This window comes from Azorhizobium sp. AG788 (assembly GCF_943371865.1).
Taxonomy (GTDB): Bacteria; Pseudomonadota; Alphaproteobacteria; order Rhizobiales; family Xanthobacteraceae; genus Azorhizobium.
Map to the genome: position 1 here is coordinate 25,132 of NZ_CALRWL010000051.1, position 21,449 is coordinate 46,580.

The 21,449-nt window shown below is 64.0% G+C and carries 19 protein-coding genes and 1 pseudogene; 10 read left to right on the forward strand and 10 right to left on the reverse strand.

Annotation, left to right across the window (positions count from 1 at the left end):
- Positions 1-23: 23 nt before the first annotated feature.
- From AAG816_RS22530 to AAG816_RS22555, 6 genes are all read right to left on the reverse strand, one after another.
- A complete protein-coding gene (locus AAG816_RS22530; protein WP_341991931.1) occupies positions 24-2,225 on the reverse strand; it encodes a molybdopterin cofactor-binding domain-containing protein in 2,202 nt (733 codons plus the stop codon).
- Between the two features lie 14 nt (positions 2,226-2,239).
- Positions 2,240-2,707 (reverse strand): (2Fe-2S)-binding protein, encoded by a 468-nt coding sequence (locus AAG816_RS22535; RefSeq protein ID WP_341991932.1) that lies wholly within the window; start codon positions 2,705-2,707, stop codon positions 2,240-2,242.
- Positions 2,708-2,801: 94 nt separating this feature from the next.
- Positions 2,802-3,185 carry a c-type cytochrome gene (locus AAG816_RS22540; RefSeq protein ID WP_341991933.1) on the reverse strand — a complete coding sequence of 128 codons (384 nt, stop codon included), beginning with the start codon at positions 3,183-3,185 and terminating at the stop codon, positions 2,802-2,804.
- 224 nt (positions 3,186-3,409) lie between these two features.
- Positions 3,410-3,583, reverse strand: coding sequence for an FAD-dependent oxidoreductase (locus tag AAG816_RS22545; RefSeq protein ID WP_341991934.1), 174 nt, complete (start codon positions 3,581-3,583; stop codon positions 3,410-3,412).
- 135 nt (positions 3,584-3,718) lie between these two features.
- Positions 3,719-4,414 (reverse strand): RibD family protein, encoded by a 696-nt coding sequence (locus AAG816_RS22550; protein ID WP_341991935.1) that lies wholly within the window; start codon positions 4,412-4,414, stop codon positions 3,719-3,721.
- A gap of 57 nt (positions 4,415-4,471) precedes the next feature.
- Entirely contained in the window at positions 4,472-5,539 is a 1,068-nt protein-coding gene (locus tag AAG816_RS22555) for an NAD(P)-dependent alcohol dehydrogenase (protein ID WP_341991936.1), read from the reverse strand.
- 408 nt (positions 5,540-5,947) lie between these two features.
- Between AAG816_RS22555 and AAG816_RS22560 the strand changes: the two genes are divergently transcribed.
- A complete protein-coding gene (locus tag AAG816_RS22560) occupies positions 5,948-7,144 on the forward strand; it encodes an MFS transporter (RefSeq protein ID WP_341991937.1) in 1,197 nt (398 codons plus the stop codon).
- Positions 7,145-7,411: 267 nt separating this feature from the next.
- Here AAG816_RS22560 and AAG816_RS22565 read toward each other — a convergent pair whose 3' ends face one another.
- The 3 genes from AAG816_RS22565 to AAG816_RS22575 form a co-directional block, all read right to left on the reverse strand.
- Positions 7,412-9,625, reverse strand: coding sequence for a xanthine dehydrogenase family protein molybdopterin-binding subunit (locus tag AAG816_RS22565; RefSeq protein ID WP_341991938.1), 2,214 nt, complete (start codon positions 9,623-9,625; stop codon positions 7,412-7,414).
- Between the two features lie 11 nt (positions 9,626-9,636).
- Positions 9,637-10,083 (reverse strand): (2Fe-2S)-binding protein, encoded by a 447-nt coding sequence (locus AAG816_RS22570; RefSeq protein WP_341991939.1) that lies wholly within the window; start codon positions 10,081-10,083, stop codon positions 9,637-9,639.
- A 228-nt stretch (positions 10,084-10,311) separates the two neighbouring features.
- A complete protein-coding gene (locus tag AAG816_RS22575) occupies positions 10,312-10,749 on the reverse strand; it encodes a cyclophilin-like fold protein (RefSeq protein WP_341991940.1) in 438 nt (145 codons plus the stop codon).
- A gap of 319 nt (positions 10,750-11,068) precedes the next feature.
- On the opposite strand from AAG816_RS22575, the gene AAG816_RS22580 reads away from it, so the two are divergent.
- Positions 11,069-11,962, forward strand: coding sequence for a LysR family transcriptional regulator (locus AAG816_RS22580; protein WP_341991941.1), 894 nt, complete (start codon positions 11,069-11,071; stop codon positions 11,960-11,962).
- 161 nt (positions 11,963-12,123) lie between these two features.
- Positions 12,124-13,242, forward strand: a complete 1,119-nt coding sequence (locus AAG816_RS22585) for an alpha/beta hydrolase (RefSeq protein ID WP_341991942.1) — start codon at positions 12,124-12,126, stop codon at positions 13,240-13,242.
- Between the two features lie 172 nt (positions 13,243-13,414).
- Here the strand turns inward: AAG816_RS22585 and AAG816_RS22590 are convergent, their stop codons facing one another.
- Positions 13,415-14,320, reverse strand: coding sequence for a LysR family transcriptional regulator (locus tag AAG816_RS22590; protein ID WP_341991943.1), 906 nt, complete (start codon positions 14,318-14,320; stop codon positions 13,415-13,417).
- Between the two features lie 113 nt (positions 14,321-14,433).
- On the opposite strand from AAG816_RS22590, the gene AAG816_RS22595 reads away from it, so the two are divergent.
- The 7 genes and pseudogenes from AAG816_RS22595 to AAG816_RS22625 all read left to right on the forward strand — a co-directional run bounded on the left by AAG816_RS22595 (position 14,434) and on the right by AAG816_RS22625 (position 21,292).
- On the forward strand, positions 14,434-15,078 hold the full coding sequence (locus AAG816_RS22595) for a DsbA family protein (RefSeq protein ID WP_341991944.1): 645 nt from the start codon (positions 14,434-14,436) through the stop codon (positions 15,076-15,078).
- Between the two features lie 75 nt (positions 15,079-15,153).
- Entirely contained in the window at positions 15,154-16,050 is an 897-nt protein-coding gene (locus AAG816_RS22600) for an MBL fold metallo-hydrolase (RefSeq protein WP_341991945.1), read from the forward strand.
- Between the two features lies 1 nt (position 16,051).
- Complete coding sequence (locus AAG816_RS22605; protein WP_341991946.1) at positions 16,052-16,450, forward strand: nuclear transport factor 2 family protein; 399 nt, start codon at positions 16,052-16,054, stop codon at positions 16,448-16,450.
- Positions 16,451-16,513: 63 nt separating this feature from the next.
- Positions 16,514-17,320 (forward strand): annotated as a pseudogene (locus tag AAG816_RS22610) (TrbI/VirB10 family protein); the annotation flags it as partial.
- Between the two features lie 94 nt (positions 17,321-17,414).
- The gene (locus AAG816_RS22615; RefSeq protein WP_341991947.1) at positions 17,415-17,924 is read left to right on the forward strand and encodes a hypothetical protein; all 510 of its coding nucleotides are present in this window, start codon (positions 17,415-17,417) and stop codon (positions 17,922-17,924) included.
- Positions 17,925-18,409: 485 nt separating this feature from the next.
- Positions 18,410-19,768 carry an integrase arm-type DNA-binding domain-containing protein gene (locus tag AAG816_RS22620; RefSeq protein WP_341991948.1) on the forward strand — a complete coding sequence of 453 codons (1,359 nt, stop codon included), beginning with the start codon at positions 18,410-18,412 and terminating at the stop codon, positions 19,766-19,768.
- Positions 19,769-20,263: 495 nt separating this feature from the next.
- Positions 20,264-21,292, forward strand: a complete 1,029-nt coding sequence (locus AAG816_RS22625; protein WP_341991949.1) for an AraC family transcriptional regulator — start codon at positions 20,264-20,266, stop codon at positions 21,290-21,292.
- Positions 21,293-21,449 lie beyond the last annotated feature (157 nt).

The following is a 21,449-nucleotide window of genomic DNA, read 5'->3' on the forward strand; positions in this document are numbered from 1 at the left end:
GCGCGGCGCCAGGCGACGGCGGATCAGCTCACATTGAGGTCGACATTCTTGAGCGGAAGCTGGCGCACGCGCTTGCCGGTCGCGGCAAACACCGCGTTCAGCACGGCTGGGGCGGCGACGGCGATGGTCGGCTCGCCGACCCCACCCCAGAAGCCCCCGGACGGCATGGAGATCACCTCCACCTCCGGCATTTCGTCGAGCCGCAACACATTGTAGGTGTCGAAGTTTTCCTGCTCGATCCGCCCGTCCTTTACTGTGCACTCGCCATAGATCATGGCCGAGAGCCCATAGACGAAGGAGCCCGCAACCTGCGCGTCGACCTGCTGTGGGTTCACCACATGCCCCGGATCGGTCGCCGCGACGATGCGATGCATCTTGAGCTGTCCGTTGGTGACGGAGACTTCCGCTGCGGCGGCGACGTAGCTGCCGAAGCCCATGATCTGCGCGATGCCGCGCGCCCGGCCCGGCGCCGGCGGGGTATCCCAGCCGATCCCCTTGGCCGCCGCCTCCAGCACCGCCAGGTGCTTGGGATGATTTCGCATCAGTCGGCGGCGGAACGCCAGCGGTTCCTGGCCGGCGGCAGCGGCCAGTTCGTCGATGAAGCACTCCATATAGATGGCATTCTGATTGAGGTTGACGCCCCGCCAGAAGCCCGGCCGGATATGCGGATTGCGCATCGCATAGTCGATCAGCAGGTTCGGGATCGTGTAACCCAGATGGCCTTCGGGGCCGTCTGCCAGCAGGCCCTGATACACGATGGGGTCGCCGTTGGCGGTCATCAGATTGGGCAGGGCGTAGCTCAAGATGGATTGGCCGGAGAGGCGCATGTGCAGCGCCTCGACATTGCCCTGTGCATCTAGCGAGGCCCGGAACCGGGCCTGCGTCACCGGGTGGAACCGTCCCTGGAGCATGTCCTCCTCGCGGGTCCACATCATCTTCACCGGCGTCCCCGGAAGCGCCTTGGCGATCCGCGTCGCGATCCGCACATATTCGGCCGACAGGCGCCGGCCGAAACTGCCGCCGATGCGCATGACATGCAGGTCGCACGATTGCGCGGGCAGACCGGCGGCTTCCACCACGGCGGTCAGCGCTGTGTCCGGTGCCTGGGTCGGAACCCAGGCCTCGCAGCGCTCGGGCGTCCAGCGAACGGTCGCGCTCAGGACCTCCATCGGCGCATGGTTCTGGAACGGGAAACCATAGTCCGCCTCCAGGACGCGTCGCGCCCCGGCCAGCACCGCCTTGGCATCCCCGGAACGGTTGCCGACAAAGGCCTCGGGTGCGGACAGCCCCTCGCGCAAGGTTGCGGCGATGGTCTCACTGGTAACCTTGGCATTCTCGCCCTCGTCCCACACGATCGGCAGGGCATCGAGCGCACTCTTGGCGCGCCAGAAGGTGTCCGCGACCACAGCCACCGTCTCGTCGTCGACCTGCAGCACGAGCTTCACGCCGCGCATGCTGGAGACGGCCGCAGCACCGAAACTCTTGAGCTTGCCCCCATGGACCGGGCAGGCCTTGGGTATGGCCACCAGCATGCCGGGCATGGAGAGGTCCATGCCATAGACGAGGGACCCGTCGAGCTTGTCGAGGGTGTCGATGCGCTTCACCGGCTGGCCGACGATGGTCCAGTCCTTGGGGTCTTTCAGCTTGACGTCCGCAGGAGGCGCGATGCCGGTCGCAGCCGCGGCAATGGCACCATAGGTGGTGCTGCGGCTGCTGGCGGCGTGGCGGATGACGCCCTTGGACACACTGCATGTACCGGGCTGAACACCCCATTGGCGGGCCGCCGCCACGATCAGGATCGCGCGGGCCTGAGCCCCACCGAGGCGCAGATAGTCATGCGAACCGCGGATCGAGCGCGAGCCGCCGGTCTGCTGCGATTTCCACACCATGGCACGCGCCTTGTTGACGCCGGGATCAACCAGTTCGTAGCGCACCTTGCTCCAGTCGCAGTCGAGGTCCTCCGCCACGAGCTGGGCAAGGCCGGTGAGGGCGCCCTGGCCCATCTCGATGCGGGCAATGCGGATGATGACCGTGTCGTCCGGCTGGATCACCACCCAGGCATTGACCTCTGGGGTGGCAGTCTGCGCCACGGCGTTCTGCGGCAAGGGGAAGGAGAAGCCGAAGGTAAAGGCGCCCGCAGCTGCAGCGGCGCCTCCCAGGAAATTGCGACGCGTGACGCGGCTGGCGGCGGCGGTGTTGATAGGAGAGGCGTGCTTCATGGTCATGGTGTCGCTCCTTCTCAACCGCGGCTCGCTGCCATGCGCTCAGCCGCAAGCTTCACGCCGGCTAAAACCCGCGTGTAGGTGCCGCAACGGCAGATATTGGTGATCTCGCTGCGAATATCGGCGTCGCTCGGATTAGGATTCTGGGCGAGGAGCGAGGCTGCGGCCATGATCATGCCGACCTGGCAGTAGCCGCATTGGGCGACGTCCAGTTCGGACCAGACCTGCTGCACCGGATGCGGCTTCTGCGCTCCGAGCCCTTCGATCGTGAGGATCTTCTGCTCCGGCGTGATCGCGCTCACCGGCAGCGCACAGGAGCGGGTCGCGACCCCGTCGAGATGGATGGTGCAGGCGCCGCACTGGGCAACGCCGCAGCCATATTTGGTCCCGGTCAGGCCCACATGCTCCCGGATGACCCAGAGCAGCGGAGTGTCGTCTTCCACGTCGATCTCGAGGAGATTTCCATTGACGTTGAGCTTTGCCATCGTGCGCTCCCGGCTGGATCGGTTTCTTGAGTGGGTCTGATGTGTCGTTCGGAAACCTCGAATGGGGGCGCTTTCCCCCGATCGGATGGCCGCCTCAGTTTCTGGTGGGCTGGCTCTCGAGATATGCGGTGAGTGCTGCCCGGTCGGCGGCGTTCGTGACCGCAATCGCCATGGTGGTGCCCGCGACCATGGCGCGGGGATTGGCGAGGAAGCGGTCGATCTGCGCCGCATCCCAGGTGATGCCAAGGTCTCGCAGGCCGGCCGAATAACGGGCGCCCTCGACGCTTCCCGCCTTGCGTCCGATGACGCCGTTCAGGCTGGGGCCGATCCGGTTCTGTCCGGCCTCAAGGGAGTGGCAGGACGCGCAGCGCGCGCGAAACAGGCGCTCTCCAGCGGCGTCCTGCGCGCGGACCGACGGCGCGAGCGCCGAAAGGGCGAGAAACGAGCAGGCAAGTACGGCGAGGAATCGAGAGGACATCCTGTCTCCAGCAAGGTTCGCTATCGTCGGGCCGGACGGTGGCGAGCGCCACGCAGGCCTTAGAAGGCTGGAACTTACGCAGAGGGATGAGGAGAGATTAGACAGGCTCTCCCGCATGGCGCTATGTGGGAGATTCATTAATCCCACGATCAACTTATCGTTATTAAGCAAGGCCGACGAAGTTCGGGACGTGCGACTTCGGAAGCACTTGCGATGGGCGGCATCTATGACCGTTCACGACTGAAGCCTTCTGCCGCCTCGTCTGCGGCGCGAATCCCGCTCAGCAGCGCGCCGTGTGCGGTGGAGACGTCCGTGGGATGCGTCGTCTCGCCGGCGAAGACGAACCGATCCTCATAGGGACTCGCCAACCGGGCGCACGCGCTTCGGTTGCCAGGCAAAGCATGGCTTTAGTCGCCGCCAATGGAAGGTGTTGTGCCCCACGAAGAAGTTAGGGCCGGGTGCAACGCGCGGCGCACCTGCGCGCCGATGGCGATATCACAGGCGTCGGTCAGGGGCGGATGCAGGAAAGGTCGCTAGGCGGGCCTCACCGCGTAGCGAAGATGGACGATCCCGTGATCGAGCGTCTCGGAGGAGAGGAACGACAAGGTGACCTTGCCGGCGAGACCGTCGGGGCCGGCGTCGACGATGGCTTCGCTGCCCGGCCGGGCATCGAGCGCGGGGGCGATGAGCACGCTGAACTCGTCGACGAGGCCGGCGGCGAAGAAGGCGCCATTGGCGCGCGCGCCGCCCTCCACCGCAAGGCGCTTGATGCCGAATTCCCTGCCTAGAATCCCCAGCATTGCCGCGAGGTCGATCTCAGCGCCCTCGGCGACGATGTAGGACACGCCATCGGCCGCGAGCTCGGCGAGGTGGCTGTCCGGCGCATCCCGACCGAGCAGGGCGATGGCATGGTCACCGCCGACGCTTGATCCCTTGAAGTGAACCTTGCCGGAGGGATCGAGCGCGATGGCGTAGCTCTCTGCCCGTGCCGCCACATGGAGCGGGCGCGCGACCGCGCCGACAGTCGCCGGCGGATGTGGCACGCCCTTGGCCATCTCGGCCATTGTGATGCGCCCGACCAGCCAGGCATCGGCCTTCAGAGTGCCATGGACCTGCTCATAGAGCCGGCCCCAATCGGCGCGGCCGCCCTGTGGGCTCGCGGTGAAGCGGCTCGGGTGAAGGCGCCCATCGAGCGAGGTTTCCATCAGGCAAACGACATAGGGCTTCACGGGCACACCTCGGGCGAAGGAACCGCCGGCGATGGCGCCGGCGGTCGGGAAACTGTCTCAGGCCGCTTCGGGAAGTGGAAGCGAGGCCATGTCGATGACGAAACGATAGCGCACATCGGCTTTCTCCAGCCGCTCGAACGCGGCGTTGATGTCCTGGATGCGGATCATCTCGACATCGGGGAGAACGCCAGCCTTGGCGCAGAAGTTCAGCATCTCCTGCGTTTCCGCGATACCGCCGATGGGCGACCCGGCGATCCGGCGCCGTCCGAGCAGCAGCGGCACGGTGCTCGGCTCGGCCAGCGGGCCGATCTGGCCGACGATCACCAGCGTCGCGTCGACGTCGAGCAGCGGCACATAGGGGTTGATGTCGTGCTTCACCGGCACGGTATCGATGATGAGGTCGAAGCTGCTGGCGGCCTCCGCCATGGCTTCGGCATCGCTTGATACCAGCAGGCGGTCGGCGCCCAGCGCCAGCGCGTCGGCTTCCTTGTCCTTGGTGCGGCTGAGCACAGTTACGTCGGCGCCCATGGCAGCGGCGAGCTTCACCGCCATATGGCCGAGTCCCCCCAGGCCCACCACGCCGACCCGGTTGCCCGGGCCGACGTTCCAGGTGCGCAGCGGCGAATAGGTGGTGATGCCGGCGCAGAGCAGCGGCGCCGCCTTGGAGAGGTCGAGCCCTTCCGGCACGCGCAGCACGAATTCCTCGCGCACCACCAGATGCTTGGAATAGCCGCCCTGGGTGGGCGTGGTCGGCTCGCAGGAAAAGCGCTCGGTGTCGCTATAGGTCTGCACCGGCATCTTGCGGCAGAGCTGTTCCTGCCCCTTCCGGCACTGGTCGCAGCTCTGGCAGGAATCCACCAGGCAGCCGACCGCCACATGGTCGCCGACCGCATAGTGCTTGACCTCATTCCCGACGGCAGTCACGCGGCCGATGATCTCGTGGCCAGGCACCAGCGGGTATTGGCTCCAGCCCCAGTCATTGCGCGCCTGATGCAGGTCCGAATGGCAGACGCCGCAATAGAGCACGTCCATCGCCACGTCGTTCGGCCGCAACGCACGCCGCTCGAAATCATAGGCACTGAGCGGGGTCGTCTCCGAGCGCGCCGCATAACCAACGGTCTTCATGAACTCTCTCCTGTACAACGCCGACACAAGCGGCATGGCTCGCGGCCGGGCTCGAGTCGGAGAAGAATTATGGTGGCGGCCTGCTGAGGAATAGGGCCTCAAACAGCAAGCTCTTATGAGGTAAGCTCATCAATCAAAGTCCTAGCTTTCAACCGGCGGACTGCCGAGACGGCCAATGATGTCTCATTGATGATTGTGATTCATAATGACATGGCTTCTGCGGCCATAGTGCAGCAGTTTGCCGAGCCTTAGGATCTTCTCTCACTCACACGGCCTTGCGCTGGCGCCAGCGATGGAAGCGATCCTCCCCTTCCTCGGCGCCGACCAGTGTTCGGCCGACATCCTTCCGATTTTCAGAGCTTGCGCGGCCTCTGGCCCCTGCACTGACGTCTTTTGGTTAGAAGCTCCATGCAGTTTGAAAACACCTCAATCGCCCAACGCGATGAATCATCATCCTCCTGGGGTGGAGTCTTTGCGCTCTCGCTCTGCGTCTTCACGCTGATCGCGTCTGAGTTCATGCCCGTCAGCCTGCTGACGCCGATCGCTAACGAATTGCACATCAGTGAAGGGCAAGCCGGGCAGGCCATCTCGGTGTCCGGCGGGTTCGCGGTGCTCACGAGCCTCTTCATCTCCGCCATCGCCGGCCGCCTCGATCGCAGGTCCCTTTTGCTCGCGCTCACCGGTCTGATGATCGCCTCGGGCGTGATCGTGGCGACCGCGCCGAGCTATATGGTGTTCATGATCGGGCGTGCGCTGATCGGCATCGTCATCGGCGGCTTCTGGTCTCTGTCAGCTGCGACCGCGATGCGGCTGGTGCCCGAACAACAGGTGCCGAGGGCGCTTGCCATTCTCAATGGCGGAAATGCCCTGGCAACCGTCGTCGCGGCTCCGCTGGGCAGCTTTCTTGGCGGCATCATCGGCTGGCGCGGCGCCTTTTTCTGCATTGTCCCGGTCGCCGTGGTGGTCTTCATCTGGCAATTCATAAGCCTGCCCTCGATGAAGACTGAAGAGCGCGCCACCTCCGGCCATGTGTTTTATCTGCTCTGCCGGCCCGTGGTGTGCCTGGGCATGGCGGCTGTCAGCGTATTCTTCATGGGCCAGTTCGCGCTGTTCACCTATCTGAGACCCTTCCTTGAGACGGTGACGCAGGTCGATCTGTCGGCGCTTTCGCTCCTCTTGCTGCTGATCGGTGTGACCGGCTTCATCGGTACCCTGCTGATCGAACGCTTCGTGCGCAACGGCCTTTACCGCACCCTCATCGTCATCCCTGCCGTCATGGCGGTGATCGCAGCGGCGCTGATCGGCTTCGGCACGTCCCTCCTTGTGACCGCCGGCCTGCTGGGCCTCTGGGGCCTGCTTGCGACCTCCGCGCCGGTCGGGTGGTGGACCTGGCTGTCGCGCACCATGCCGCGTGACGCGGAAGCGGGCGGCGGACTGATGGTCGCGGTGGTCCAACTCGCCATCACCGTCGGCGCGACGGTCGGCGGCGTGCTGTTCGATGCCAGCGGCTATCAGGCGACATTCGGGGCCGCCGCCGTGCTGCTGGTGATCGCGGCTTGGCTCGCGGCGAAGACGGCTCAGCAGAGCGCTCTCCTCGCGTCCTGACGGCGGCAAACGCGGCGGAATACTGTGTCCGTGAATGCCTTTTGACTCGATGATGAGCATCACGAAAACCCGCAGGATGGGTGATCCTGCGGGTTTTCGTTTGTCAGGGTCAGGGTCTGGAAGGCGGGGATTTGCATCGGCCGTTTGGCCGCTGCCCGAACTCGATCCTTAATATGCTGCAGCCGCCGCCTCGTCATTGCGAGGGGGCGGCTGCTTTCGGTGCCGGGCTGTGGGGGGCAGTGGCACCGAAACGTTTGACCTCGTTCGTTAACCTGCCGCGTCCGTCAGCTTCGTGCGCGAGAGTGGCAGGCTACGGATCCTCTTGCCGGTCAAGACCGAGGCCGCGTTCACTACGGCGGGCGGCACGCCTGGAAGGCCGGGCTCACCAATGCCGCCCATGGGAGCGCCGCTCTCGACGATGCGCACATGCACCCTCGGCATCCGGTCGGGCGGCAGGATCGGGTAGCCGTCATAGTTGCGGGCGCGGGGGACGCCTCCCTCATAAACGACTTCTTCCAGCAGCGCCGAGGAGAGCCCGAGCGCCACAGCGGAATTCACCTGCGCTTCGATGATCGCGGGATTGACGATGCTGCCGGGATCGATCGCCACCCAGACATCATGGACCACGACCTCGCCATCCTTCAGCGACACCTCGGCGATGGTCGCCACCTCGCTGCCAAAGGGCGAGGCCATGGCGACTCCGCGGGCACGCCTTGTGCCGTCCTCGGCGGTGAAGGGGCCACGCTTCCAGCCACCGGAAAGCGCGGCCACGGCCTCGATCAGGTTACGATGGCGCGGGCTGTCCGCCAGAAGCCGGCGGCGCAGTTCGTAGGGGTCTTGTTTACCGGCATCGGCCATCTCGTCGAAGAAGGTCTCGTAGAAGAAGTCGTTCATCGAATGGCCGACCGAACGCCAGAAGCCGATGATCGCGGGATCATCGACATGGATCTGGCCCACCCGGCGGTTGGCGATGGCGTAGACTTTGCCGGCGATGCCCTCCACGGCGGAACTGTCCACCTTGTCCACCGTCCGGCCGAACCAGCGCCCGGTCGCGCCCTCGCCGACGGCGACAGCGCTTAGCGCGATCGGCATGCCGCTGGCGTCGAGGCCGGCGCGGAAGCGGGCGACGCCCATAGGCCGCAGCGCATCGCGCAGGAACTCCTCTTCCCGGGTCCAGACGAGCTTCACCGGCCGGCCCGTCGCCTTGGCCAACATGATCGCCTGCTGGTAGGGATTGGCGGTTTGATAGAGGAAGTGCCGACCGAAGAAGCCGCCGAGAATTGGCGAGTGGATGATGACCTTCTCAGGCGCGATGCCGGCCACCTTCGCCGCATCGGCCTGGAACATCTCAGGCGCCTGGTTGGGCGCCCAAATCTCCAGCGTGCCATCCGCGTTGCACCGGGCGATCGCCGAGGGCGGCTCCAGCTGCGCATGGGCGAGATGCGGGGCATCGAAGCTTGCCTCGACGATCCGCGCGGCGCCTGCCAGCGCCGGGCCAACCTCACCATGGGTCTCGAAGGCGATGCCGTCGCCGGTGCGCGCCTTGAGCTCGGCGAGGTGCTTCTCCGAGGAGTAGTCCGCCGGCATGACCCGGACCGTGCTGCCGGGAGCGGCCTCGGTCCAGGTGATCTGAAGGGCTTCCACGGCGCGCCGCGCCCGCCACCAGCTGTTGGCCAGAACGGCGACGGCGCCGGGCAGGTGGTGCACGGAGTGAACGCCCGGCATCGCCTTGACCTGATCCTCGTTTAAGAGGGCGCCAGGTTCCATGCCGAGACGAACGCCATGCTGGACGGCGCCGTACAGCATGCCTTCGACCTTCAGGTCGATGGCATAATGTGCCTTGCCGGTCGACTTGTCGCGGATGTCGATGCGGGCGACCGGCTTGCCGATCCAGCGGAAATGACTGGACGAGCGCAATGCCACGTTGCTGGGCACAGGAAGCGCAGCTGCTGCCTTGGCAAGATCACCATATGCGACCGAACGCTCCGATGCCGCGTGGATCACTCGTCCGGGCTGCGTGGTAAGAGACTCAATCGGGACCCGCCACTGCGTTGCAGCTGCCTGAAGCAACATACGGCGCGCGGATGCGCCGAGCTTGCGCATGGCGTCGTAGCTCATGCGCACCGACATGCTGCCGCCGGTGAAGCGGGCGCCGCCGATCAGCGTATAATCGGGGCCGGGAGGCGCGCCTTCGACGACGAACTGCGTGGGATCGACATCAAGTTCCTCGCCCACGATCTGCGCCATGGCGGTGAAAATGCCCTGGCCGCCCTCAATGAAGGCGCTGCGGAACAGCACCTTGCTGTCCGGCTGGATCTGAATATAGGCATTGACCCGCGTGCCCGGTACGATGGCGGGCGTGGCCTCCTGCGCGAAAGCGCGCCCGCCGGCCGGAAGGGCGACGCCCAGAACCAGGGCGCCGAGCGAGGCGCCGAGGAAGCTGCGCCGCGAGAGGTTGAGGGGCGGGCTCATCTCATTCATCGCACCGCTCCTTAGGCCTGAGCCGCGTGCCGGATGGCCGCGGCGATCGCGTTATAGGTGCCGCAGCGGCAGAGATTGATCATGGCCGCCGCAATGTCCGCATCGCTCGGTTTTGGGGTCTGCTTCAGCAGGGCAGTGGCCGCCATGACCTGGCCGGACTGGCAGTAGCCGCACTGAGCGACCTGCTGCGACACCCAGGCCTCGACCACCTTCTGGCCCACGGGATCCTGCGTCACCGCCTCGATCGTCATGATCGGGCTGCCCGCAACCGCCTCGACCGGCGTCACGCAGGAGCGCGTGGCCTGACCGTCGACCAGCACGGTGCAGGCGCCGCACTGGGCAAGGCCGCAGCCATATTTGGTGCCGGTCATGCCGAGTTCATCGCGCAGCACCCAGAGCAACGGGGTATCGGGCTCGATATCCAGCTGGTGCAGCTGCCCATTAATGGTGATGTCCACTAAAGTTCTCCTTGGATAGATAGATGGTATAAATAACCAGCGCTAAAATGCTTATGATCTCATCTGATCGAAAAAACATGTAAGTGAATGTATTTCGATCTCAGGTCAGCCCAACTCGACGCGGGCCGGGAGGCGAATGATCCTGACTAAGAGTGCATTTAACTGCAGCGCGCTCTGCGCTGATCGGCGCTGGCCTCGGGCACCGCGCATTGCGAACGCCTCGCTGCGTCAGCCCGGCAGTCTGGCCAACAGCGGGAACTCTCCGCGGGTCATCAGCGGCTTGATTCCGGTCGTGAGGCGCCCGAGCCGGATCAGGCCGGGAGAATAGTGATAGGGGGCATAGTAGAAGACCAGATTGCCCCAGGGTGCGTAATAGGCGAGATCTCCGGGGGCCTCGTTGGCGAACCGGCCACTGCCCGCCTGTGTGAGCTTGCGCGGGAGATAGGCGATCTTTTCGTTATTCGCGTAATCGCTGATCTTCAACTCCAGCGGCAGCATCGCGGCGAAGTCGCGCGCGGTAGGATTGTCGGAGAGGGTCGCGGTAAACACGTGCTCGGCAAACGAAAATTGTACTGTCATGAGCGGCGTCTCCGGACCAAGCGCGGCGGAGGGAGTGGCGATGCCCGCAGCCATCGCCCCGAGCAGTGTCCTGCGCGAGATGAGCATGGCGTTTCATTCCATCTGTTCGTGGTTGGGGTCTTCGATCCCATCGGCTGCGGCACGCCCGTGTCCGGTGCGAACGCATCGGCTAATTTAAAGGTGATCAGCCTGCCCCATTAGCCGTCAGCTTCTGTTTGTACTTATGAGTGCAGTTCATCAGTCGCGTTGTGCGTCCTGGCTGGAGCCGACCGGTGCCTCGTCCGCGTCCGGCCGGTGCCGCGCGGAGGGAGGCAGAAAGCACCTCAGCGGCCTTCGCCACGCTTGAGCCTTTCTACTTTTATGGCGGACGATATAATCGTCCTAGTTTGATGAGGGGAGATCATGGGTGGCGCGCGAGAACATCAATGATCTGTTGGCTTTCATCGCCGTCGCCCGGGAACGCAGCTTCACGCGCGCGGCCGCGCGCATGGGCGTCTCGCAATCGGCTCTCAGCCACACGATCCGCCAGCTTGAGGCGCGGCTTGGTGTCAGACTGCTGACGCGCACCACCCGTGCCGTCTCGCCGACCGCGGCCGGGGAGCGTCTTTTGCAGGGCATCGGGCCGCATTTTGACGAGATCGAAATTCAGGTGGATGCGCTGAATGATCTGCGGGAGAGGCTGGCCGGCACCATTCGCATCAGCGCCTCGGACTATGCCATCAGCAGCGTCCTCTGGCCCAAAATCCAGGCGTTTTTGCCGAAATATCCCGATATCAAAGTCGAACTGATGCTCGACAATGGCCTCACCGACATCGTGACCGAACGCTACGACGCCGGTGTGCGCATGGGCGAGCAGCTTGCCAAGGACATGATCTCGGCCCGCATTGGGCCCGATTTCCGCTTCGCCGTGGTCGGAACCCCCGCCTATTTCGCGGAACATCCGGCGCCTGAGCACCCGCAGGATCTCGTCCAGCATCGCTGCATCAACTACCGCTTCCAGACCTCCGGCGGACTGTGGGCCTGGGAGTTCGAAAAGGACGGTCGCGAATTGAAGATCCGCGTGGAGGGCCAGCTTGCCTTCAGCAATATCTTCCATGTCCTGGACGCGGCGCTTGGCGGCGCAGGCCTTGCCTTCGTGCCCGAAGAGATCGCCCGCGACCACGTGCGCGCCGGCCGCCTCGTCTGCGTGCTGGAAGACTGGTGCGCCTATTGGGATGGCTTCTATCTCTACTACCCGAGCCGACGTCAGTCCTCGCCAGCCTTTGTCGCTTTGCTGGACGCCCTGCGCCATCGCACCTGAGACCAAAGGCGCGGCGCCGTCGGCAGAGTCTCTTTGATAAATATTGATCGATTAATGAGAGGGCCTCATAAGCTCTAGCCCGTTTCCAAGCCTACTGTCCGCACCTGCCTCCCATCATATTTCCGGGACAGAGCCGCCGCCGGCTCTCACAGGAGATGGCAATGGATCGGCATGAGGAACACGACAACACGACATCCGATGCGCGTGACGAGCAGATCGACCGGCGCGCTATGCTCAAAATTGCCGGTGTTGGCATCGCCACCGTAGGCATGATGTCCCTCGCGAACACGCGATCGGCCGGAGCGCAGGATATGTCGCGCGGCGCTGCGAATTTCTACACCAGCGACAAGGTTACGCTTGAGAAGGTCACCTTCAAGAGCCAGTACCAGATGGACGTTGTCGGAAACCTGTTTGCTCCGAAGGGACTAAACCGGAGCGCACACAACCCAGCCATCATCGTCGGCCATCCCATGGGCGCGGTGAAAGAGCAGAGCTCCAACCTCTACGCGACCAAGATGGCGGAGCAGGGCTTCGTCACGCTGGCCATCGATCTGCCCTTCTGGGGTGAGAGCGCCGGACAGCCGCGTAACATGGTCTCGCCGGACCTTTACGCCGAAGCTTTCAGCGCTGCGGCTGATTATCTCGGCCGTCAACCCTTCGTCGATCGCAACCGCATCGGCGTTCTCGGCATTTGCGGCAGCGGCAGTTTCACTGTCAGCGCCGCCAAGATCGATCCACGCCTTCGCGCCGTGGCAACGGTCTCCATGTACGACATGGGATCCGCCAACCGGAACGCGCTCAACCATTCGCTCACCGTTGAGCAGCGCAAGGAGATCATCGCCGCCGCCGCCCAGCAGCGGTATGTGGAGTTCGCTGGCGGCGAGGTCGCTGTCGCCGGTGGAACCGATCTCGTGCTCACCGCCGATACCCATCCGATCCAGCGCGAGTTTTACGACTTCTATCGCACGCCGCGCGGTGAGTTCACCCCGGCCGGCGCGTCCGCGCAGAGGACGACGAAGCCGACGGTGACGAGCAATGTGAAATTCATGAACTTCTATCCCTTCAACGACATCGAGACGATTTCACCGCGTCCGATGCTGTTCATCAGCGGGGATCAGGCGCACTCGCGCGAGTTCAGCGAAGACGCCTACGCGCGCGCGGCAGAGCCGAAGGAACTGGTCTGGGTTCCGGGCGCCGGCCACGTGGATCTGTATGATCGTGTCGATCTGATCCCCTTCGCCAAGCTCACGAGCTTCTTCAAGCAGAATCTCGCAGCCTGAGTCGCCGGCGTTTCCAAAGGCGGGGATCGCAGCTATGTATCCATCCCCGCCGAGGGCGAACCGCGCGACAGTTGGGCTGTGCTGCGACATCGCGAAAGATACAGCGACCATGCATGGCTTACTGCACTTGGCTTATCCTTTCAGGACATCCACAGATTTTATAGTCAGAACATTAAGGCACGGCGGCAATTGAAGTCTTCTTCTGTGCCGCCACGAGCAAGTCCACGAAGGCAGTCACCTTGGGCGGGCGGAAGCGGGCGGTGGGATAGACGGTGTGGATGCCGCCGGAGGGCAGTTCCCACGCGGGCAGCACATGGATCAGTCTCCCGTTTGCCAGATCCTCCGCCACGAGAAAATCTGGCAGGATGGAAAGCCCACCACCGGCCTTCACCGCCGCGAGCACGCCGGGTGTCGTGTCGATGGCAATGCTCGCCTGCAGGCGTGCGGTCCGCTGCTCGAGATCGCCGCGCGTGAACGGCCAGAGCAACGGTTCGCGCAGGGCGAGATTGGCGATGAAGGGCAATGTCGACAGATCGTCCGGTGCGCGCAGCGGTGCGATCCGATCTGCGAAGACCGGACTTGCGACCAGCAACTGATCAAACGAACCGATCTTGCGCGCCTGAAGGCTGGAATCCACCAGCCAGCCGACACGGATGGCCAGATCGATGCGCCCGGAGATCAGGTCGAGCGTGTCGTCGCTCAGCGTCAGCTCTACCCGGCAGGCGGGAAAACGGGCGGTGAAGGCGGACGCGAGCGGGGCGACAATGGCCGTGCCATAGTCGTTCGGGGCGGTGATGCGCAGCGTGCCCGTCGGCGCCGCCGCAGCTTGTGCCAGTTCATCGAACGCATCTTCCGCGTCGCGCAGGATCATCACGCACCGCGCATGAAAAAGACGACCAGCCTCGGTGGGCCGGACTTGCCGTGTGGTGCGCACCAGCAGGCTGGTGCCCAGGTCCTGTTCCAACTGCGCGACCTGCTGGCTCACGACCGCCTTGGTGATGCCAAGTCGCTCGGCGGCGCGCGTGAACGAGCCGGTGTCGACCACCGCCGTGAAATAGGCCAAGCGGTTGAGGTTCATAGGTCGCTCTTTCCTGTGCGCGTGAGTGTTTGCCGTTAGCATACAGAGTATCATTTTTGTTGGTCTTTTGCGGTCAGTTCTCCCGTGCCATTTTCTTGGCGGAGGAGACGGCCATGACCAATCAGACCCGCATCACCTATCTGTTCGACCCGCTCTGTGGCTGGTGCTACGGCGCATCCGCCACGATCGAAAATCTGATGCGCGAGCCGGATATGGATGTTGAGCTGGCGCCAACGGGCCTCTTCGCCGGGCCCGGCGCCCGGCCGATGGATGCGGGCTTCGCGGACTATGCCTGGAGCAATGACCAGCGCATCGCCCGCCTGACCGGCCGGCCCTTCAGCGACGCCTACCGTCACAAGGTTCTGGCCGACCACACACGCAGGTTCGATTCCGGCCCGGCAACGCTGGCGATCATCGGGGTTGCCGTTGCCGCCCCGGAGCGGGCGTTCCATGCGCTCAAGGCCATCCAGCACGCCCGCTATGTGGAGGGCCGCGACATCACCGACCTCACCGTCCTCGCACAGGTGTTGCGGACCCTGGACCTGCCCGAGATCGCCGACCGTCTCGAAACGCCGGATGAGGCATGGATGGCCGCGTATCGCTCACGCCTCGATTCCGCACGCACTGAGATGCATCGGCTCGGTGCCGAAGGCGTGCCGGCGCTGATTGTCGGTACGGGAGACAGCCGCCGGCTCCTGCGGGCCAACGCCCTGTTCGGCAGCATGGACATGCTGGTCGCCGGACTGAAGGCGGCCTGAGCCTGCACCATCATCGCGCGCCCATCTGCCCCGCGTTTTTCCATTCCAACTTCAACGCCCCATCAGGAGACATCCATGCTCACCCGGAGATCCCTCATGAAAACCACCCTCGCGGCCGGCGCCGCCGCTGTCTTCGCGCCCGCAGGTCTTGGCCATGCCGCCGGCGGCCTGTCCTGGAAGCATTTCCCCGCCGGGGAAAAAGGCTTCTATCGCGCCCCCGTGCTCATCTCCGGCGCCTCCGAGGCGCTGCTGATCGACGGTGGTTTCACCTATGCCGACGGGCGGGCGGTGGCCGAGGCTATCAAGACCAGCGGCAAGACGCTCACCGCCATCTATATCAGCCAGTCCGATCCCGACTATTACTTCAGCCTCAAGCCCATCAAGGAAGCCTTCCCCACCGCGAAGGTGATCGCCGCCTCCGAGACGGTCGCGGCCATCAAAGCCAGCGTCGAAAAGAAGCTCGCGGTGTGGGGACCCCAGCTCAAGGAGAACGGCCCGCAGACACTGGCCGACATCATCATCCCCGAGGTGTTTGATGGCCCCTCGCTCACCGTCGACGGCCAGACCGTCGAGATCGTGCCTGCCGAAGGGCTGGCCAACCGCCGCTATCTCTTCGTGCCGTCGCTGAACGCGGTGTTCGGAGGGGTGATGATCTTCTCCGGCGTCTATGTCTGGACCGCCGACACGCCGACCAAGGAACAGCGCGCCGCCTGGATCGCCACTCTGGACAAGATCGCGGCCCGCAAGCCGGCCATCGTGGTGCCCGGCCATATGGTGCCGAGCGCCGCCACCGATCTTTCGGGTGTCGAATACACTAAGGCCTATCTCCTCGCCTTCGAGGAAGAACTCGCCAAGGCCAAGGACTCGGCCGCGCTCAAAGCCGCGCTGATCGCCCGCTTCCCCGGCCTCGGGATGGGCGTCGCGCTCGATATCGGCTCGAAGGTCGCCACCGGCGAGATGAAGTGGGGCTGAGATGGGCGCAAATCTCGATCTGATCCGCGCCACCTATGAGGGGACGTCGGAAGAGAACGGCCGGAACCTCTTGGCCGCTCTTGCGCCGGATGCCACCTGGACCGAGGCAGAGGGATTCCCCTACGCGGGAACCTATGTCGGCCCGGAAGCGATCATCGCCGGTGTCTTCCGGCGCCTCGGCACCGAATGGACCGGCTATCGCGCCGAGGTCCATACCTTCCTGGAGGACGGCGCCCGCGTCGCCGCCTTTGGCGTCTATTCCGGCACGTACAACGCCACCGGCAAGTCCATGCGTGCCGCCTTCGCGCATCTGTACGAGGTGAAGGACGACAAGATCGCCACCATGACGCAATATGTCGACAGCGCCATGGTCCGGCAGGCCCTTACGCCGACCGCATGACCTTCTGATGCCTCAAGCCCCGACCGAGCCTTCGCTCCCGAACCCGGTCGGGGATCGGAATCGATACGGCCACCGTCGCCCCAGACCATTGGAGTCACGTCGCCCACCGCGTCAGCGTCGGCTTCGAGCCGCGCGCCTAAAGGAACCGGCGGCGAGGAACTCTACTCCACCCAGAACCGCTCCACGGCCGACGGCCTTGCCGGCCTGCCGCGGGATTACACCGGCCCCATCCTGGGTCCGCCACGGCCCGGCGATCTCGGACGGCCGATCCTTGACGCGCAAAACCGCGGCCAGCCCGTCGTGCCGCCGACAATGACAGCGCCACAGGTCGATCCCGAGCAGCAGCGCCATCTTGCGGAACAGGAAGCCGCGCGGACCAGCCGCGTATTCTTCCAGGCTGCGCAGGCTCGCGCGCAGGCGGCGCCAGTGACGGGCGCTCCCGGCTTCAGCTGCCTTGGCGCAGCGGGACCGGGTGGCGCCCCCTCGACCCAGGATCGCCAGCTCGCCTTCCTCAATGCCGCCGTCGATCGACGCGTCGTCGCGACCGATCGCGTCATGGCACCGGCGTCGCCCTATGTGCTGCACGCCGGCGCTGTCATCCCCGCCGCGCTCATCACCGGCATCCGCTCCGACCTGCCGGGGCAGATCACCGCCCAGGTCACCGAGAACGTCTATGACAGCCCGACCGGCCGCATCCTGGTCATTCCGCAGGGGACCCGGCTGCTCGGCCAGTACGACAATGGTGTCGGCTTCGGCCAGCGCCGGATCCTGCTGGTCTGGAACCGGCTGATCTTCCCCAGTGGTCGCTCCAACGTGCTGGAGCGTCAGCCCGGCACGGATGCGCAGGGCTATGCCGGCCTCGAGGAAGGAAGCCGCGCACCTCATTGCCGGAGCCTTCGGTGCGGACGAGAAAGGTCTCATTGACGAGATCGCGCCAAGACAGCGCATCCTTTTGGACCAGAGGATGAAGCCGCGGCAGCGCGAACAGGAGCGGTTCGCTCCACGAGGCAATCGCATCACAGTCCGGCCAGCTTTGCCGGCCCAGCACGAATGCAGCGTCGAGATCAAACCGCCGTATCGCGGCCGCGTGACTTTCGGCAGGCGCTTCGACAAAGTCGATGTGAACACCCGCATAGCGGCTGTCATAGGTCTGGAACAGGTCGGCCAGGAAGCCGGAGGACAGCTTCGAGAACAGTCCGATTTTAAGGTGCCCTTCTTCCGCCCGGCCGAACGCTGCGGCCTCCTCGCCGGCTTCTTGAATTTGATCCAGCGCCTGCCGTGTCCGGCTGAGATACCTTTGCCCCGCCAGAGTGAGATTGACGCCGCTCGAATGCCGGATGAACAGCGAGACGCCGACCTCATCCTCCAGATCCCGGACGCTCCGGCTGACAATTCCTTGACCTTCAAGTGCCACCCCCGCCTTGCGGAAGCTCCCGTGCTCGGCGGCGGCAACGAAATAGCGCAGGTGGCGTAGTTCGATCGAGGGCGACAACATCGCAGCCGCCCGGGCTCCGGCGTGTTGAAGAGCTCCTGGATATTGGTACCCAAAGTTATGGGGAGGGTCGAGAGTCGCATAGCCGGCGGCACCGCCCTCGCGACGACGCCTAGAGATGCTCGATATGGGGATTTCCAATGCGCCGCCTAGCGTGGCGTGTGGGCGCTTTCTGACAGACGAGATACGGCTCGTTTTGACGGCCTTGGCTCCTTCAGAACCTGCGCAATCAAAAGTTGCAGTGGCGCACCCGAAGGGATTCGAACCCCTGGCCTCTGCCTTCGGAGAGATTACTCGTAGCTCCGTCGAATTTGCGATGGAGTGAGCAATGATACGCTATCATACTGTTTATAAAAATGAATTTGAGACGCGCCCTAGCCGAGGTTATCCTTCTGCTCGCTACGATTTTCGCCCACCTGCTTACGTGGTGCTTACGCGAGACGTGGCGCTCAGGTCGGAGAAACACCATGGCTAAGCTCACAAAACGGGCCGTCGATGCAGCAGAAGCCGGCGCCAAGGATTACGTGATCTGGGACGATGAGCTACCCGGCTTTGGTCTCCGAGTCTTCACATCCGGCAAGCGAAGCTATGTCCTTCAGTACCGGTCGGCGGGCAGATCACGCCGGTTCACGATCGGACTGCACGGGGTATGGACACCGGAACGCGCGCGCCAGGAAGCCAAAGCGCAATTGGGTCGGATCGCGCAAGGCGATGACCCTGCCGAAGAACGGCTGCTCGATCGCAAAGCGCTAACGGTCAAGGAGCTCTGCGACCTCTACTTGGCCGACCTACAAGCGGGTCTCATCCTCGGAAAGGGCGGGCGCCCCAAGAAGCGAGGCACGATCGTTTCCGACCTGGGTCGTATCCACCGCCATATCGTTCCTCTCCTCGGCCCGCGTCGCGTCAGGGACCTGACGAAAGCCGACATTACGAAGGCCATGAAGGACATCATGGCGGGGAAGACGCGCGTCACGGTCAAGACGAAGAGCCTGCGCGGCAAGTCCATCGTGCGAGGCGGTGTCGGCACAGCCACGCGGACAATCGGCCTGCTGGGTGGCATCCTCACGTATGCGGTTGAAGCCGGGATCATCGAAACAAACCCCGCACATGGTGTCCGGCGGCCGAAGGACAATGTGCGCACCCGCCGGCTGAGCGAAGCCGAATATCGCGTCCTCGGCGACCTGCTCAAGGCGGCGGCCGAGAACGAGAGCTACCGGATGTCGGTCGAGATCATCCGCCAAATCGCGCTCACCGGATGCCGCCGCATGGAGATGGTCACGTTGCGATGGGCGGAAGTCGATACCAATGCGAGCTGTCTCCGCCTGATCGACAGCAAGGAGGGAAGCTCCGTCCGGCCCATCGGGCTGCCCGTGGTGGAATATCTGGAGAAGCGCCGGAAGGAGGCGGTCCGCGATTACGTCTTTCCCGGCCGTGACGGCCAGAACGCATTCGGCAGCTTCCCCAATCACTGGAGTAAAATCTTCGAGGACTCGCCCCTCGCCAATGTCACCCCGCACATCCTGCGCCATAGCTTCGCCAGCGTCGCGAACGATCTTGGGTTCACGGAGGTCACCATCGCCGCCCTGGTCGGCCATGCGAAGGGATCGGTTACGAGCAACTACATCCACACGCTCGACACCGCCCTGATCATGGCAGCCGATACGATCTCCGGCTACATTCAGGGGCTGCTCGACGGGATCGAGTTCAAGCAGACCGCCTATGCGCTTGATCGAGGGTCCCGGAAGGCGGCATTGGCCCGGTTTCTCCGGAGGGCCGCCGGCGATGAGGATCAGGAACAGGACCCAAGTGAGCATCTTGCCGCATGACTCGGTGAACTTCCCCGGAGCATCATTCGCCCCCGACTGGTCGAGGGGTCCTTCCTACCAAGGCGTTCCTCATCCTGGTGGCCGTGTCCAATTACCTGCCCTTCGCCCAGTCCGGCGGCCAGCTCCTCTTCCACCTCGTCAGCAGGCCAGCGTGACCCTGGGCAGTCCTGTGCGCACGGTCATGACATCGCGACTGAGAAGGTCCGCGCTGGTCTACAGCCATGACGCGACAACGATGATGGCGAGACACAATCGGTATGCTCTCGCCCTCGAAGTCGCAGGGCCCGCAGTGAAGTGCGTCGATGCCTCGGCTGCCGCCCGACATCTGATAGGCAGGCTTCGCCGCTTCCGACGCGGACAAAGACATTGCCATGCCTTTCCCGCTCGACGACGATGCGCTTCGCCGATGAAGGGAAAAGACGGCGATTTAAGGACTTACGGCGCGATTCAAAGATAAATTAGAGCTTAGGATATGCTTCAAAGGGAGCAATAGAAGTGCGCTTCATCCGTAGTGCGACCTTGTTTGGCCTTCCTGAAGCGATCAAGGAGGTCGGGCTGGATCCGACAACCGTTATGGAGCAGGCCGGATTGGAGCCGAATGAATTAGATGATCCAGATCATCTAATTTCGCTCGATCGGTTTCTTCGAGCGCTCGCCTTGGCTGCCCGATTGTCGGGGACCGCCGACTTTGCGGTCCGGGCAGCGTTTCACCGGGGAGTCCCGGACCTCGGCGCTGTCAGCCTCCTCATGCGAGAGGCCGAATCGGTCAAAGAAGCAATCGGCTACTATGCGACGCACATCGCCATGCATTCCGACGATTTCATCGTGCAGATCGATCATACCTCCTTTGATCCAGTCGTTGTGGTCCGCCTCCGTGGAGGCACGGAAGAAGAGTCTATACAGGCGTCCCTCTTTGCGGTCGCCGGCGTGACAATGGCGATCCGGTGGCTCGCCGGGAATGATTTTAGGCCGGAAATGGTCTCGCTTTCCCATCCTCGGTTAGAACGCACGCACTACGCGCAGCGGTTCTTTAGCTGTCCGATCTCTTTCAACCAGGCGCTATCTGGCTTGATCATCCGGAACTCAGACTGGCTGCGTCCCACCATCACCTCATCGCCGCGACTGAGACGGCAAGCCCTGAAGTATCTTGCCCCGGTCCTCATGCCACCCGGAAGTTTTGCGTCTCGCGTTGCCCGGATCATTGATCGAACGATCGCCGATGGTGATAGTAGCGCCGTCAATGTCGCGGCTTATCTCGATGTGGATCGACGGACCATGAACCGTCGCCTGGAAAAGGAGGGAGAGACCTTCTCGACCATCCTACAGAAAGTGAGGGTCGAAGTTACTCTGCGGCTGATCACCAATAACGCGATCTCACTGACGGATCTGGCGGGCCATGTCGGCTTTGAGGGGCTTAGTTCCTTTTCCCGCTGGTTCTTTTCGACCTTCGGATGCAGCGCGTCGGACTGGCGCTCGCGCGACAGTCATCCAGTCTGGCAGGGCGATGAAAAACGCCTGCTTTAAAGGGCCAGCCTTCGGGATCCGTTTTTTTTGCCGCATAGCGTATGGGCATCGTCCCTACGGGTGCCGCCGGAGGTGGGGGCTTATACCCCTCTTCCGCGTCAGCCGGCGAGGCGCTTGGGCAATCGGACGCGATCGTAGGCCGCCACCGTGAAGGTGA